At 63.8% G+C, this 15,857-nt stretch carries 13 protein-coding genes and 2 riboswitches; of the genes, 2 read left to right on the plus strand and 11 right to left on the minus strand.

The window, feature by feature from the left end; genetic code table 11:
• Positions 1 to 129: 129 nt before the first annotated feature.
• The 4 genes from VGE08_RS04295 to VGE08_RS04310 are packed head-to-tail and all read right to left on the minus strand — an operon-like array spanning position 130 to position 2,923.
• Positions 130 to 579, minus strand: a complete 450-nt coding sequence (locus VGE08_RS04295; RefSeq protein WP_331066627.1) for a hypothetical protein — start codon at positions 577 to 579, stop codon at positions 130 to 132.
• Positions 576 to 917 carry a DMT family protein gene (locus VGE08_RS04300; protein ID WP_331066628.1) on the minus strand — a complete coding sequence of 114 codons (342 nt, stop codon included), beginning with the start codon at positions 915 to 917 and terminating at the stop codon, positions 576 to 578. Before VGE08_RS04300 ends, VGE08_RS04295 begins: the two co-directional genes overlap by 4 nt.
• Entirely contained in the window at positions 914 to 1,633 is a 720-nt protein-coding gene (locus VGE08_RS04305) for a 2-phosphosulfolactate phosphatase (RefSeq protein ID WP_331066629.1), read from the minus strand. The genes VGE08_RS04300 and VGE08_RS04305 overlap by 4 nt, the downstream gene beginning before the upstream one ends.
• A 51-nt stretch (positions 1,634 to 1,684) precedes the next feature.
• Entirely contained in the window at positions 1,685 to 2,923 is a 1,239-nt protein-coding gene (locus tag VGE08_RS04310; RefSeq protein WP_414717450.1) for a type III PLP-dependent enzyme, read from the minus strand.
• A gap of 293 nt (positions 2,924 to 3,216) precedes the next feature.
• Between VGE08_RS04310 and VGE08_RS04315 the strand changes: the two genes are divergently transcribed.
• Positions 3,217 to 4,716, plus strand: coding sequence for an AAA family ATPase (locus VGE08_RS04315; protein WP_331066631.1), 1,500 nt, complete (start codon positions 3,217 to 3,219; stop codon positions 4,714 to 4,716).
• A gap of 494 nt (positions 4,717 to 5,210) precedes the next feature.
• Here VGE08_RS04315 and VGE08_RS04320 read toward each other — a convergent pair whose 3' ends face one another.
• From VGE08_RS04320 to gcvT, 7 genes are all read right to left on the minus strand, one after another.
• Positions 5,211 to 6,257: an L-threonylcarbamoyladenylate synthase gene (locus tag VGE08_RS04320; protein WP_331066632.1), complete on the minus strand. Its 1,047-nt coding sequence runs from the start codon at positions 6,255 to 6,257 to the stop codon at positions 5,211 to 5,213.
• Between the two features lie 100 nt (positions 6,258 to 6,357).
• Positions 6,358 to 9,216: a trypsin-like peptidase domain-containing protein gene (locus tag VGE08_RS04325; protein WP_331066633.1), complete on the minus strand. Its 2,859-nt coding sequence runs from the start codon at positions 9,214 to 9,216 to the stop codon at positions 6,358 to 6,360.
• Between the two features lie 118 nt (positions 9,217 to 9,334).
• Positions 9,335 to 9,706, minus strand: a complete 372-nt coding sequence (locus tag VGE08_RS04330; RefSeq protein WP_331066634.1) for a diacylglycerol kinase — start codon at positions 9,704 to 9,706, stop codon at positions 9,335 to 9,337.
• Positions 9,703 to 11,163, minus strand: coding sequence for an aminomethyl-transferring glycine dehydrogenase subunit GcvPB (gene gcvPB, locus VGE08_RS04335; protein WP_349258624.1), 1,461 nt, complete (start codon positions 11,161 to 11,163; stop codon positions 9,703 to 9,705). The genes VGE08_RS04330 and gcvPB overlap by 4 nt, the downstream gene beginning before the upstream one ends.
• Before the next feature lie 5 nt (positions 11,164 to 11,168).
• On the minus strand, positions 11,169 to 12,536 hold the full coding sequence (gene gcvPA / locus VGE08_RS04340) for an aminomethyl-transferring glycine dehydrogenase subunit GcvPA (RefSeq protein WP_331066636.1): 1,368 nt from the start codon (positions 12,534 to 12,536) through the stop codon (positions 11,169 to 11,171).
• A 134-nt stretch (positions 12,537 to 12,670) separates the two neighbouring features.
• Positions 12,671 to 13,063 carry a glycine cleavage system protein GcvH gene (gcvH, locus tag VGE08_RS04345; RefSeq protein WP_331066637.1) on the minus strand — a complete coding sequence of 131 codons (393 nt, stop codon included), beginning with the start codon at positions 13,061 to 13,063 and terminating at the stop codon, positions 12,671 to 12,673.
• 77 nt (positions 13,064 to 13,140) lie between these two features.
• Positions 13,141 to 14,223: a glycine cleavage system aminomethyltransferase GcvT gene (gcvT, locus tag VGE08_RS04350; protein WP_331066638.1), complete on the minus strand. Its 1,083-nt coding sequence runs from the start codon at positions 14,221 to 14,223 to the stop codon at positions 13,141 to 13,143.
• A gap of 55 nt (positions 14,224 to 14,278) precedes the next feature.
• Positions 14,279 to 14,417, minus strand: a riboswitch (glycine riboswitch).
• 28 nt (positions 14,418 to 14,445) lie between these two features.
• Positions 14,446 to 14,533: riboswitch (glycine riboswitch) on the minus strand.
• A 97-nt stretch (positions 14,534 to 14,630) separates the two neighbouring features.
• On the opposite strand from gcvT, the gene ispG reads away from it, so the two are divergent.
• On the plus strand, positions 14,631 to 15,857 hold the full coding sequence (ispG, locus tag VGE08_RS04355; RefSeq protein ID WP_331066639.1) for a flavodoxin-dependent (E)-4-hydroxy-3-methylbut-2-enyl-diphosphate synthase: 1,227 nt from the start codon (positions 14,631 to 14,633) through the stop codon (positions 15,855 to 15,857).

Raw genomic sequence — 15,857 nt, forward strand, 5'->3', positions numbered from 1 at the left:
GGAGTTTACCTCGCAACCCCACCCTGTAAACCCGCGGCCGTCACCGGGTGGCGACACTGTGCGCCAGTCGACAGGCTCCCGGCACGTAAATTTCCAGGGGAAACCGCTCGCGGCGTGCGACGGAAAAAATTATGGGGCGGCGCCGGACTGCGCCAGCTGCCGGCGGATTAAGTCACGCAGTGGCGCATGCAAGCGGGCATCGAACAGCGGCGCCTGCTGCCAGTCATAGCCCCAGGGATTGTTGGTGCGCATGGCTTCGGGCTCGTCGGCGTAACGCGGATGCACGTGAGCATGCAGCGCCGGCTCGACGTTACCGAAGATCGCGTAGTTGATTCGCAGCGCACCGGTCGCCGCCAGCACGGCATCCCCCAGCAGGCCCAGCTCCGACATGAAAACGTCACGATCGGCGCGCGCCAGTGCGTTCAAGTGCGGCACGACAGGATCGGGCAATAACAGGCAATAGCCCGCCAGCACCTGCCGCTGCCCCATCACCGCCCAGCCCGAGCGCAGCCGCGCAATGACGGTGGGATCGTTCCCCTGGCGGCAGTGTTCCACCAGTCGATGAATGGCTGTGCTCATTTGCGAAACACAAAATACACCGCGCCGAGCATGCACAACGCGGCCCATAGGTAGTCGAGCTTGAGCGGCTGGCGCATGTACACCAGCAGGAACGGCACAAACACGGTGAGCGTGATGACTTCCTGCAGGATCTTCAACTGCGGCAAGGTCAGCACCGTGTAGCCGACGCGGTTGGCTGGCACCTGCAGCAGATACTCGAACAGCGCGATGCCCCAGCTGATCAGCGCCGCCACGATCCAGGGCCTCTGATTGAGATGTTTCAGGTGCGCGTACCAGGCAAACGTCATGAACACGTTCGACAAGGTCAGCAAGGAGATCGTACGGACCAGCGGGTTCATGACGAGAGGGGGACGTCGATTCTCTTCAGCCGCTTCGGCAAGTGCCCGGTGGGCGGCTGCACCTGCAGGACAAAATCGAATTCGTCCACGCGAGTGCACCGTTCGAAATCGCCCTCCGGTGCCCAGTCGCAGGCCGGATCGAAGAACTTCTGCGCGCTGGACGCCTGGCGCAATCGTTCGCGAATGCCCGCGACGGGCATTGGCTCGCCCACCAGGCGCGAGCGCAACAGCTCGGCGCACAGATCGTCCTCGTCGCAGTTCTCGCGAGCCTCATGCCCCATGCGTACCAGCGTCACGATCTCCGGCTGCAGCGCTTGCAGATAGCGCACGATGGCGCCGGCGTTCACGAGTGCACCGGTGAGCGTTTCAACTGAAGCCGGCACGGCGGTGAGTCCCTGAGTGCCCGCGTGCGTGGTGTGAATGATCGTGCGGCCGGCCACGTCGAGCTTTTCCAGGTCGGTGGGCGAATTGCCGCAATCGAATCCCGGCAGCGGCCGAGCGTGGCGCTCGCCGATCAACAGCCAGTCCGGGTGCAGGCGCTTCAGCTCGCGGGCATCGTCGACGGCAGCGACGGGAATGACGGTCGCCGCCCCGCGCGAGAAGGCGTAGGCGGCGACCGAAAAAGCACGGAACACATCGATGACGACCGCGACGCCTTGCGCGGCCCGAGCGCCAGCGACGTGATCGACGACGCTAACCTTGATGTTGGCCTTCATGTTGGCCTGCACTTGTCGACATCACAGACGACTTCATGCAGGCCGCCTCGATCAGGCGGCCCGGCCTCTCCCACCGGCAGCCTTGCGCTGCAGGCGAACCACACGCCGCGCGTCGGCCGTCTCGTTCATCACGACCACCTTGGCGCGCTTGAAGAAGTTGAAGTCGGTGGCACTGGCCCAGGTGTAGGCGCCCATCATACGGCCCACCACCAGGTCGCCCACTTCCAGCTCCGGCAGCATGATGTTTTCGTCGATCACGTCGATGGAGTCGCAGGTCGGGCCGGCCAGCACGCTCTCGTGCAGCTCGCCGCCTTCGCGCAGCACCGACACCGGATACTTGGCGTGGTCGAACATCTGACCGCTGTACGAACCGTACACGCCGTCGTCCAGGTAGTACCACCAGCGGTCGTCACGCTTGGCCTTGCCCATCACCGACGAGACGGCGATGGCCGCCGGCGCCGCGATGAAGCGGCCCGGCTCGGCGATCACGCGCACGTGCGGCGGCAACTTGGCGAGCGCGACACGGATCGGGTGGCAGAACTCCTCGATCGGCATGACGCTGTCGTTGTAAGCCACCGGGTAACCGCCGCCGATATCGAGCACATCGAGCGACGGCAGGCCCGCCAGCACGGCTTCCGCCATGACGTTGGTGCACGCCTGAATCGCTTCGACGTACTTGGCCGGATCGGTGGCTTGCGAGCCGACGTGGAAAGACAGACCCTGCACGCGCACGCCGAGGCGGCGCGCCTGCTCGATCAGACCGAGCACGTCCCCGGGAGCGCAGCCGAACTTCTTCGACAGGTCGCAGACCGCGGTCGGGCTGCGGAACGACACACGCAGCAGCACTTCGGCACGCTTGCGATAGCGCACGAATTTCTTCAGCTCGTCCGGGTTGTCCGCCACGAACGTGGTGACGCCATAACGGAGCGCGTCGCGGATGTCGCTATCGCGCTTGATCGGATGCGTGTGAATGCAGCGGCTCGGAGCGATGCCCTGCTGCTTCACCAGCTCCACTTCGCCGGTGGTGGCGAGGTCGAAATAAGCACCTTCGTCGCGCAAGCACGATACGACCGCGGCGTGCGGCAGCGGCTTGAGCGCATAATGCAGGTCGACGCCCGGCAGCGCGGCCTTGAGCGAGCGGTACTGGCGGCGCACCTGCTCGCAATCGACCACCAGCAAGGGCGAGCCGAACCGGGCGACGAGCGCACGGATCTCGGTTTCCGTCAGCGTGGTGGAATCGAAGGCGTGGGCCGGAGAAACGGCGAGGGATTGCTTGGCTGCGCGGGGCAACACCTGTTGGGCACCTCTCAAAGCTGCGAACACTTAACCAACCAACAAGAGCGACAGATATCGTAAACGTCTGAAGCTCTCACAAGTTCTGGTCGAGCGGCACTGCAGCTTACGCGTGGTGCTCTCTTACACAGGCCGGCGCGAAATGTAGCAAAAATGTCCGGCGATGCAAGAAGCGCGTCACAGAATTTGCTCCCTCGGAGGAAAAAAATCCGGGACGCGCGAACCACGGCTCGAGCATGAGCGCGCGATGCTGGCCTCTTACGTACCAAGGACAGAATCAGATTCACCACATGACCGCCACGATCGACACGCGCCGAGAGCTGGAAGCGCTGCTGAAGAGCCGCGTGCCGCTGATCGTCATCGAGACGCGAGACGAGCCGCGCGCGCTCGCCCTGCTCGCCTCGCTGGCGCCCAGGCTGGCCGCGTCGAACGCGCATACGCCGATATTTCAGTGGACTGTCACGGAAGGATTGCGTCGGATCGACATCAACTTGGGCGGCGCTCAGCAACACAATGCGGACCCGGCGGCGGTGCTGAAGTCGATGCGTGCGACGCCGACTGCCGGCGTCTACGTGCTGCTCGACTTCCATCCGTTCCTCGCCGATCCGGTGAACGTGCGGTTGCTCAAGGATATATGTCAGGACTACGACCGCGTCGCGCGCCACGTCGTGCTCATCAGTCATGAGATTCAGCTGCCGCGTGAGCTCGAACACTTCTGTGCGCGACTGAACCTGGCGTTCCCGGATCGCGCCGAGCGGCACGCCATCGTCGAGCGCGTCGCCGCCGACTGGGCGCGTGCTTACGGCAAACGTGTAAAAACAGATCGCAAGTCTCTGGAGTTGCTCGTAGAAAATCTCGGCGGACTGTCCACCAGCGACACCGAGCGACTGGCGCGGAAGGTGATCTTCGACGACGGCGCGCTGCTGCCGACGGACTTGCCGGCGGTGATGCAGGCGAAATATGAACTGCTGAACCGCGGCGGCGTGCTCGCGTTCGAGTACGACACCGCGCAATTTGCCGATCTCGGCGGCATGACCCGGCTGAAGGATTGGCTGCGATTGCGGAAGCCCGCATTCGACGGCAGCGCCCCTCACCTCGATGCTCCCAAGGGCGTACTGCTGCTGGGCGTGCAGGGCTGTGGCAAAAGCGTTGCCGCGAAAGCCGCTGCCGGAATCTACGGAGTGCCGCTGCTCCGGCTCGACTTCGCGACCATCCACAACAAGTACATCGGTGAGTCGGAGCGCAACCTGCGAGAGTCGCTGGCGACGGCGGAAACGATGTCGCCGTGCGTGCTGTGGATCGACGAGATCGAAAAAGGCGTGTCGGTCGGCGACGGCGACAACGGCACTTCCCGGCGCCTGCTCGGCACCTTCCTCACCTGGCTGGCCGAAAAGAAATCGCGCGTGTTCGTGGTCGCCACCTCGAACGATATTGCCACGCTGCCTCCGGAACTGGTGCGCAAGGGGCGGCTGGACGAGATTTTCTTCGTCGACCTGCCCAACTCAGCGGTTCGCGAAGACGTTCTGCGCATCCACGCCAAGAAGCGCAACGTTCCGCTTGCCGACAACCACATCCGACAACTTGCCGTCGCCTGCGAGGGTTTCTCCGGCGCCGAGATCGAGCAAGCTGTCGTCTCCGCCGTCTACGCCGCCCACGCATCAGGCACGCCCGCAGGCGCGCAGCACATCCTCCAGGAGATCCGCTCGACCCGGCCGCTGTCGGTCACGATGGAGGAGAAGATCTCGGAACTCCGGTTGTGGGCGGCGGAACGTACCGTGTCGGCTGACTGAGCGCCCTCGGTTGATCTATTAGCCGGGGAACCCACCCCCTTGCCCCCTCCCGTGCCCGGGAGGGGGAATTGGGTTTTTATTTTTTTTCTTTCCGGAATGGAGCGCGCCATCGCTGTGCTCCATCTGCTTTCGCCACAGAACATAGCGCCGCAACCAAGGCGACTCAGACTCCCGCTCACACCTTGACGCCTGGCATTCACGGCAGCTCGCCGCCTTCCGCTAGGCGATGACATTCCGTGGCCCGCCGATGCTCCGGCAAGAGAAAAATTTTGCTTCCCCCTCCCGGCACGGGAGGGGGCAAGGGGGTGGGTTCTTCCGGTCGGAAAATCAAACCGGGCGAGTCATCACTGCACGTATCCACGGAAACGCGCCGCCGTTTCGGCAGGCGCTGACATTTCCTGGCCCGCCGACACTCCGGCAAGAGAAAAACAAATTTTGGTTCCCCCTCCCGGGCACGGGAGGGGGCAAGGGGGTGGGTTCTTCCGGTCGGAAAATCAGCCCGGCGGGCCGCCCTCTTCGCCGAAGTCGGCAACCCAGGCGGCGATGTCCTGATCGTAGGTAACGATGTTCTCGGCGGTGGCCGCGCGGCGCAGGCGGTCGCGCACGGCATCCCACTTCTCGCCTTCGGGAACCTCTTCGACGAGGATGATCTTCGCGCCTGCCTTATCGAGCGTACGCAGATTCGCGTACAGATTGCGCGCGTAGATGTCAGGCCGAATGCCTGCGTTGATCCATGTCATGAAAGGATTCGCCGTGCCCGGCGGACGTTGCGCGAGCACCGCCACTTTCTCGTGGTTGGCGGTGAACTCATTCATGACGGTTTCGAGGCGCCGGCTCGGCACCACGTTGACCGGCGTGGTCGGCGAGTAGTGACGCGACGTCGAGCCCGGCACGCGCGGCGCAGAGGGATTCGGCCCCATCTGAATCGTCGGCACCACGGCCTTGAGCTGCGAAAAGCTGATGCTCCCCGGCCGCAACACGCGCGGACCATCGGCGAGACAGCTGATGATGGTGGACTCGAGACCGACCTTGCAGTCCCCGCCATCGAGCACGAACTTCACCTCGTCGCCGAATTCCTCGCGCACGTGCTCCGCCCGCGTCGGGCTCACATGACCGAACCTGTTGGCTGAAGGAGCAGCGATGCCGCCACCGAAAGCGTTGAGCAACTGCTGCGCGACCGGATGGTTCGGCACACGAATGGCCACCGTGTCCTGCCCGCCGGTAATCACATCGTTGACGGCAGGCGCTCGCTTCGCCACCAGCGTCAACGGGCCAGGCCAGAACGCATCGGCGAGCTTCTTCGCTTCCGGCGTCATCTCGCGGACCCAGCGCTGCAGATAACGCGGATGGTCGATGTGGACGATCACCGGATGAGTGGACGGCCGGCCCTTGGCGCGGAAAATCTTACGCACCGCGTCCGGATTGTTGGCGTTGGCGCCCAGGCCGTACACCGTCTCGGTAGGAAACGCCACCAGCTCGCCGGCGCGCAGCGCTTCGACGGCCTCCTGGATTTCCTGTTGTAGAACTCGTCCTATAGCCATGGGAGCAATGATAACAAGACCGCCGCGGCCCGCCCGCGAGCGCAGGCCGTTATTGCCAAATCATTCAGACCGTCGTTTCCAGCCCGTCATTTCCGGGCCCTCATTCGAGGGCCGTCCGCACCCAGCCGTTTGCTGCGCGGCGCAGCTCATAGGTGGGCCAATATCGCTTGTCCAGCTTCAGTGTTATGACTTCGACCGAGCCGTTCCAGGTCACAGTCCGCAATCTGAGCGAGCTGCGATCCTCGCGGCCGCTGACCGCCTGGATGAAGGCATCCAGGTCAGCCACCGGCTTGCCGTCCACCTCGACGATCCGGCGCCCCGCCCACAACTGATAGCGTGTGGCCGGCGAGCCGTAAGAGAAATACGCGACGAACACACCACTCGGCTCGATGCCGCGCTGAGCCGCCAGCGCACGGTGTGGCTTCTGCAACACCGCGCCCGCCCACACGACGATGCGCTCCAGATCGCGGCCATCGAGCTCCACAGTGGGCACCTCGATGACCAGCTCGTGTTTGTCACGCCAGACGGTGACTCGCACCGACGGCTTCTGCACGCTTCGCTCGACCTCGCGGAAGCGATTCACGATGGCGCCATCGATATCGAGGATCAGATCGCCGGAACGCAGCAGCCCGTCCGCCGGCGAGCCGCCAACCGTGCGCACCACGCTGAGCACCTCACGGCGCTCCGGGCTGTGTTGTTCCAGACGGCGGATCCATTCGTCCGGCAAGCTCTGCTTGCGCGCAACCGCCAGGGGCAAGGGCTGCAACTCCGCTTCGAGCGAATGCAGCGGCCGCCCCTCGCGCACCAACGGCAGCATTTCCTGGATCAGCTCCGCGGAGACGCCACGATTCTCCTGCACGACCTGGCGGCCAGATTCATAAGCGAAGCTCGCCCACGTCGCGACCACAGCGCCGCTCTTGTCGACCAGAACACCGTCGTAATCGGCGGGGCCGTTCACGAGAGAAATGGTTTCGAGATTGGAGTCGCGGAATTGCAGCGTGCGCGACAACGGGAATCCCACAGGGTCCACCGACGCAACCCTCGCCGAGCGCGACTGCACCTTGCCATCCGGGCGCATGCCGACTGCCCACAGCTCCTGCCCCGGCCGCACATCGACGGTCTTCAAGGTCGCCGCCCTGGCGGGCGTCGCGCCGATCAGCTTCGGGTCGTAGGAAACGGCCGCGAGGTTGTGCAGCGGATGGATGTATTCGACCCGCCCCGGCACCTCGATCGAGCCCGCGAATGTCAGCCGCACATCGCCCAGCGGCACCGGCACGGTATTGCGATCGACGATCACCAGGCCGCGCGCGGCATCGACGATCAAGCCCGTGCCGTAATAGCTGCGCTCTGTGATACCCGACACCGAATACGGCATGTCGAAGTTCACCAGTACCAACGACGGCGCCAGCTTGTTGATCAGCGGATCGGAGGTTTTCGCGAATGTGGTCGTAGCCGGCTCCGGCGGCTTCGCCACGCCATCCTCGCCCCACGGCGTGCACGGCCACGTGCCGGCCTTATCGTCGCGTTTGCAGACGCGCGCCGGGAACCAGCGGCGATCCATACGCACGCTACGCCACTGCGCGGTCTTTGGATCGTCGATCGTGAAATAACGCAGCGTGATGCGCTCGCCGTCGCCGAGTTTCGACAACGCTTCCTCCAGATCGCCCAATCCCTTGATGTCCTGGCCGCCCGCTTCGCTGATCACAGCGCCGCGCGGGATGCCGGCCGCGCCGAGCACATAACCGGGGTTGGCCACGTACACACCGCGGATAGGAACATTGATGTGACGCGCCTGCTGCCACGACAGGTTGTGCACGATCGCGTCGCCGAACTCCAGGAACTCGTCGGGCATGACTTGATACATGTCCTGGATGGGAAGCTCGCGTTCCAGCGCTTCCCCGCCGCGCTCGATCGACAGCTTCACGGTCTTGCCGACGCCATCGTCGAGCGTGCTCGCCAGCAACGAAAAGTCGACGGTGAGCTGGCCGTTGATCCTGACCAGGACGTCACCGGGCTCCAGCACACCCTCCGCCGCCGAGCCGCGCTGCACTTCCGACACGACCAGCATGCCCGTGGTGTTCGGGAATTTCTTGCGCACTTCGATCTCGGATTCGTTGCGCAAACCCAGGCGGCGCAGCTCATCGAACGGCGTGTAGACGAATACTGTCTGCAAGGTGCCGCGATCAACTGGCTTGCCCTTCTGGATGGCATCCAGAGCGCGCGTGACGCGATCCAGCGGCAGATAGAAGCTGGACGCCGCCGCGGAGCTGCCGCCAGCGTTGAGCGCCAGCACGCGGCCATCGATGTCGATCACCGGCGAGCCGGACGAGCCGCCCGACGTGCTCGAAGCCGCTTGGTAATAGAACGTATTGAAGTCGTTGTACTTGCCCAGCCCGTAATTGGGTGCCTCGCGATCCAGGCGCGCCAGCGTGCCGGCAAGGATGGAGAGCTGCTCGCCGGCGTCGTTGCCGATGACGCGAATCTCGCGTCCGACCTGCGCCCCTTGCGGATGCAGCTTCAGCTCGGTGGGCTTGATGAAACGCAGCTTGGAAGGATCGTAGCGATAGAAACCGAAGTCGTGCACCGGATCGCGATACACCGGATACAACGTGACTTCCTCGCGATTCAGAAACACCGCGGTGGCAGTCACCGGCCCGGGTGTGACCACGTGACGATTGGTGAGAATCAGGCCGCGCTGCGCGTCGACCACGAAACCCGTGGCCTGACTCGACATGTTCCACTCCGTATCGAAGGCACGCGCCAGGTCCACCTGAATGGTGACGACGCCGCTGGCGACGCGCTCCAGGGTGCGAGTCCAGCGTGAGTCTTCCACGTCTGCCACCGGCACGGTGGTCGGCGGCATGGCAGTGGCGGCGGGAGCGGAACCGGAAGGCTCCTGAGAATGCGAAGGCAGGCAGGCGAGCAGCAGTAGTCCGGCAACGGCGAAAGTTCTATGCATGAGGGAACCGTATGACCAAGCTGTAAGGAGCCGCAGGTCTGGGCCAACTCATGCCAACGCCCCGCAGCCATCTCGTGTTAGTGGCGCGCGGAGCATCGAGGTTCCAACGTCGGGCCGTTCAGCCCAGCAACAGGAACCCCCAGATCACGACCAGGACGCCGAAGGATAACAGCACCGCGGTCGAGCCGACGTCCTTGGCCAGCCCCGACAGCTCATGCCGCTCCAGGCCGATGCGGTCGACCACGGTCTCGATGCCCGTATTCAGCAGCTCCACGATCAGCACCAGCAATACCGAGCTGACCAGTAAGGCTTTTTCGACGGGGGTCCGCCCCAACCAGGCGCCCAGCGGCAGTAACACCACCGCCAGGGCCACTTCCTGCCTGAACGCCGCTTCGCTGCGGAACGCGCCCCTGAACCCCTTCCATGAGTTGACAAAAGCCAGTACCAGCCGGCGCAGGCCGGCGAGCTTGGGGCGCTCTGTTGTGGTCATTCCGTACTTCTCATTCCATAGGTCAGATCGAGTTGCTTGGCGGCGCGCACGTCATCCAGACGCCGGACCGGCAAAGTATAAGGAGCGCCCTTGACCTTGGCTGCATCCTGCTCGGCCTCGGCCTGAATGGTGATCATGGCGTCCACGAACGCATCCAGCTCCTCCTTGGCTTCGGTCTCGGTGGGCTCGATCAACAGGCACTCCGGCACCAGCAGCGGGAAATAGGTGGTCGGTGCATGGAAGCCGTAGTCGAGCAGCCGCTTGGCGAAGTCCATGGCATTCACGCCCAGCTCGCGCGCCTGGCGCTTGATGGTGATGATGAACTCGTGGCTGGCGCGCCGCTCCGGATACGCCGGCTCGAAACCCGCCTTCTTCAACCGAGCCAGCAGATAATTGGCGTTGAGCGCCGAGAACTCCGCAACCCGATGCATGCCTTCGCGGCCGAGCATGCGCATATAAACATACGCACGCAGCAGCACGCCGGCGTTGCCCATGAACGCGGACAGGCGGCCGATGGTCTGCGGCAGATCTTTCTCCTCCAGCCAGCGATAGGCATCGCCTTCCTTGCCGACCGTCGGAATGGGCATGAACGGCAGCAGCCGCTGGCCCACGCCGACCGCACCTGAACCGGGCCCGCCGCCGCCGTGCGGCGTCGAGAAGGTCTTGTGCAGGTTCATGTGGATCACATCGAAGCCCATGTCGCCCGGGCGCACCTTGCCGAGAATGGCATTGAGGTTGGCGCCGTCGTAATAGAGCAGCCCGCCGGCGTCGTGCACCAGCTTCGCGACTTCTTGAATGCGTCGCTCGAACACGCCCAGGGTGGACGGATTGGTGAGCATGATGCCGGCCGTCTTGGGACCGAGCGCCGCTTTCAGTGCCTCGATATCGATGTCACCGTTGGCGAGCGAAGGAATCTCCACCACCGTGCAACCACACATGGTGGCCGTCGCCGGATTGGTACCATGCGCGGCATCCGGCACGATGATTTCAGTCCGCTGCAAATCATTACGAGCGCGGTGATAAGCACGAATCATCGCCACACCCGCGAATTCGCCCTGCGCACCAGCCATCGGCGTCAAGGACACGCCTTTCATGCCGGTCACGGCCTTGAACATTTCCTGCAGCTCGTAGAGACAGGCAAGGAAGCCCTGGCTCACCGACGCCGGCGCCAGCGGATGACGGCCGAGAAACTCGGGCAGCATCGCGAACGTATTGCACGCGCGCGGGTTGTACTTCATCGTGCACGAACCCAGCGGATAGAAATGGGTGTCGATCGAGAAGTTCAACTGCGACAGCCGCGTGAAATGACGGACCGCTTGCAGCTCCGACACTTCGGGCAACGCCGCGCGCTGACGGCGACGGAATTTCTCCGGCACTGCCGCCGATGCGCCTTGCGGATACTGGCCGACGGCACTGCGCCCCGTGCGCGAATGTTTGAAGATCAACGGTTCAGTGATATTGCTCACGGCTTGCGCTCCAGAACCTCGGCCAAAGCCCGGGCATAGGCATCCAGATCCGCATCGGTGCGCATCTCCGTCGCGCACACCAGCAGCGCGTTGCCCAGCTCGGGATAGAATTTCGACAGGTCCAATCCACCGACGATGTTGCGTTTGGTCAGGGCGTCGAGCACGTCGCTCACCTTGACCGGCAGCTGTAACACAGCTTCATGAAAACGGTACCCGTCGAACACGACTTTCACGCCGGCGATGGCGGCGAGCTTCTCGACCAGCTTGGTGGTTTGCCGTTGAGAAGTCGCGGCCACCGCTTCCAGGCCCGCGGCGCCGAGCAGCGACATATGGATGGTCGCGGCCGTCACCAGCAACCCCTGGTTGGTGCAGATGTTCGAGGTCGCCTTGCTGCGGCGGATGTGCTGTTCGCGCGCCTGTAGCGTGAGCGTGAAGCCCTGCTTGCCATCGAGATCGATGGTGCGGCCGATGATGCGGCCCGGCATCTGGCGCACATGCTCCATGCGCGCGGTCATGAAGCCGAAGTACGGACCGCCCGAAGACAGCGGCACGCCCAGCGGCTGACCGTCGCCGACGACGATATCGACGCCTTTGGTGCCCCACTCGCCCGGTGGCTTGAACAGCGCCAGCGACAGCGGATTCACTACCGCGATCACCAGCGCATTGTTGGCGTGCGCCCAGTCGGTGATCGCATCGACGTCTTCCATCAGGCCGAAGAAATTCGGCTGCTGGATGACTACGGCGGTGATGTCCTCGCCCTGCAGCGCTTCGAGCTTCGAGAACTGCAGCGTGCCCTTGCCGGACTCGTAGGGCAGCACGTCGAAGCTGAGGTTCTGACCTTCCGTGATCGCGCGCGACACGGACAGATACGTTGGATTGAGCGTGGCTGGCACCACGATGCGCGCCGACTTCGATTTGCGATGCGCACGAACCGCCATCAAACATGCTTCCGCGAGTGCCGAAGCTCCGTCGTAGAGCGAGGCGTTCGAGACTTGCATGCCCGTCAGGCTGCTCATCATCGTCTGGTACTCGTACAGCAGCTGCAGCGTGCCCTGGCTCGCTTCGGCCTGATACGGCGTGTACGCGCTATAAAACTCGCCACGCGTCACGATCGCCCAGACCGCGGCGGGAATGTGATGTTCGTAGGCGCCGGCGCCCAGGAAGTTCAACGGACGTCCGTCCTGTTGGGCGCGCTCCTGCATGAGGCGCCCGACTTCCATCTCGCTCAGTGCATCGGGAATCGCGTCGAGCGCTTTGGTACGCAACGCCGCCGGGATTTCGTCGAACAACGCATCGATGCTCGGCGCGCCGATGGCGGCCAGCATGTCGCCGATGTCGGTTTCGGTATGAGGAATGAACGGCATGGTGGCACTCTAGTAAATTGGAAGAAGTCGCCTGCGGCGCTTTTTCAGACAGCAGCTTTGTTGCCGCCGGCAAAAGGCGTGACTCTTGCCGGCTGCCTCGTATCGGTACAGGTGTGTCATGTAGGTCCGACAGCTCAGTGGGCGTCCGCGACGACCTTTTCATAGGCCTTGGCATCGAGCAGCTGCTGCAGCTCGGCGCTGTTGCTGGGCTTGATCTTGAACAGCCAGCCCTCGCCGTATGGATCGGAATTCACCAGCTCCGGCGAGCCGCTCAACGCCTCGTTGGCGGCCACGACTTCACCCGACACCGGGCTGTAGACATCGGAGGCGGCCTTGACCGACTCGACCACCGCGGCCGCGCCGCCTTTGCTCAGCGACTTGCCCACCTCCGGCACTTCCACGAACACCAGGTCGCCAAGCGCGCCCTGCGCGTGATCGGAAATGCCGACGGTGACCGTGCCGTCGCTTTCGACGCGGGCCCATTCGTGGGATTCGAGATATTTCAGGTCGGCGGGAATGTTGGACATGACGAAGCCCTCGTTATTGATTGCAAAAACAGAAATAGATCAGGAAAACGCGAACTCGCGAAAGCTGCGACAGGCGCTCAGGAGACCAGCGGCTTGCCGTTGCGCACGAACGGATATTTGACGACGTGCGCCGGCAGCAACTTGCCGCGAATATCCACCTCGACCCGGTCGCCGGCGGCTGCCGGCACGCGTGCGAAGCCGATGGACTTTTCCATCGTGGGAGAGAAGGTGCCGCTGGTCAGCTCGCCGTCGCCGGCCGAAGTGACAACACGCTGATGCCCACGCAGCACGCCGCGCTCATCCAGAATGAGACCGACGAGCTTGCGCTTCACGCCCGCGGCACGTTGCGCTTCGAGCGCTTTACGGCCGACGAAATCGCGTTCCGGCGGATCGAACGCCACGGTCCAGGTCAGGCCGGATTCGAGTGGCGAGAGATTCTCATCCATGTCGTTGCCGTAGAGATTCATGCCCGCTTCCAGCCGTAGCGTGTCGCGCGCACCGAGGCCACATTGCGCAACGCCCGCTGCTTGCAAATCGCTCCAGAATTTCGGTGCGTCCGCGACCGGCAGCGCGATCTCCCAGCCGTCCTCGCCGGTGTAGCCAGTACGAGAAATAAAATATTTGCCGAATTCGCGACCGACGAAAGGCTTCAGCTGCAGAGCTTCGTCCGCGTATTGGCCGATGAGTGTCGCAGCCTTGGCGCGCGCGTTCGGGCCTTGCACGGCGATCATTGCAAGATCAGTGCGCGGCTCGATCTCGACCTGGAACTGATCGGCAAAGCGCTTCATCCATGCAATGTCCTTGTCGCGCGTGCCGGCATTGACGACCACGCGGAACCAGCTGTCATTGATGAAATAGGTGATGAGATCGTCGACCACGCCGCCCTGCTCGTTCAGCAGGCAGCTGTACAGAGCCTTGCCCGGCTCCTTCAGCTTGGCGACATCGTTGGCGAGCAGGTAACGCAGGTAATCACGAACGCGGGCGCCCGTGACATCGACGGCCAGCATGTGGGAAACGTCGAACATGCCGGCGTCGCGACGTACCGCATGATGTTCTTCGATCTGCGAGCCATAGTTGACCGGCATGTCCCAGCCGCCGAAATCGACCATGCGCGCGCCCGCGGCGACGTGGGTGTCGTATAGAGGAGTCTTGAGGCCCATCGAATGCTCCGTAGATTGGTCGGGTCAAAAGCAATGCGCCGAACGCGGTTACGTTCAACGCCCCTCTGTCCTGCGACCTGAGAGATCCGGTGGCGACCCCCGTCTGGCATCGGGTCGCAGCCTCTCCCCTTCGGTGAACCGCCGACGTGAACCGATCAGGCACACGACGGCAACTACTCTCCAGAGCCCGCCGTGTGGTGGGCGGATGAACCGCCCGATCCACAGTGCACGCCGTTCATTTGCCTGAGCGTTTCCGGGCGGTTGCGCCTTCGGCGGCGGGGTGGGTCCCGCTCTCTCCGGCCGTGCCTTGCGATGGGTCCGCGTATGTTAGCCGAAGCCAGTGGCCAGCGGTTAGCGGTTAGCGGTTAGCGGTTGGACAGAGGCGGAGAGGTTACAATGGCGCCTCTATGCGCCCCATCCGACGACATTCAATTCCAGTCCGCATCGGCTCGGTCACTGTCGGCGGCCCCGCGCCGGTCGTCGTGCAATCGATGACCAACACCGACACCGCCGACATCGAGTCCACCGTGGCCCAGGTCAAAGCGCTGGCACGGGCCGGCTCGGAATTGGTGCGCGTGACCGTCAACACCGACGAAGCCGCCGCTGCCGTCCCGCACATCCGGGACCGGCTCGCGCAGATGGACGTTCATGTGCCCATCGTCGGCGACTTCCATTTCAATGGACACAAGCTGCTCAAGGCACACCCGGCGTGCGCCGAGGCGCTGGCCAAATACCGTATCAATCCTGGCAATGTCGGCCGCGGCAGCAAACGTGATCCGCAGTTCGCGGAAATGATCGAAGTGGCGCTTCGCAACGACAAGCCAGTGCGCATCGGCGTGAACTGGGGCAGCCTGGATCAGGACCTGCTGACGCGGCTCATGGATGAGAATTCCAAGTCCGCCGAACCAATGGATGCCCGCGATGTGACCCGCGAGGCGCTGGTCGTCTCCGCATTGGAATCCGCCAGGCGTGCCGAGGAGCTCGGGCTGGCGTCCAACAAGATCGTGATCTCGTGCAAGGTCAGCGGCGTGCAGGACCTGATCGCCGTGTATCGCAATCTTGCCAGGCGCTGCGATTACGCGCTGCACCTCGGTCTCACCGAGGCCGGCATGGGATCCAAAGGCATCGTCGCCTCCACGGCCGGCATGGCCGTGCTGCTGCAGGAAGGCATCGGCGACACCATTCGTGTGTCTCTGACACCCGAGCCCGGCGGCGATCGCACGCAGGAGGTCATCGTGGCGCAGGAGATGCTGCAGACCATGGGGTTGCGTTCGTTCATGCCCATGGTGGTCGCCTGCCCCGGCTGCGGCCGCACCACCTCCACGTATTTCCAGGAGCTGGCGCAAAAGATTCAATCTCACATCCGTCACCAGATGCCGGAGTGGCGCCAGCAATACGTCGGTGTCGAGGACATGACCGTGGCGGTCATGGGCTGCGTGGTCAACGGCCCCGGCGAAAGCAAACATGCCAACATCGGCATCAGCCTGCCGGGCACGGGCGAGCGGCCGGTCGCCCCGGTGTATGTCGACGGCGAGAAAGGTCCCACACTCAAGGGCGAGCGCATTGCCGAAGAGTTTCAGGCCCTGGTGGAGGAATATATTTCCAGGACCTATGCACGGCGCCAATCGGCATGA

Source organism: Steroidobacter sp., from assembly GCF_036406195.1.
GTDB lineage: Bacteria > Pseudomonadota > Gammaproteobacteria > Steroidobacterales > Steroidobacteraceae > Steroidobacter.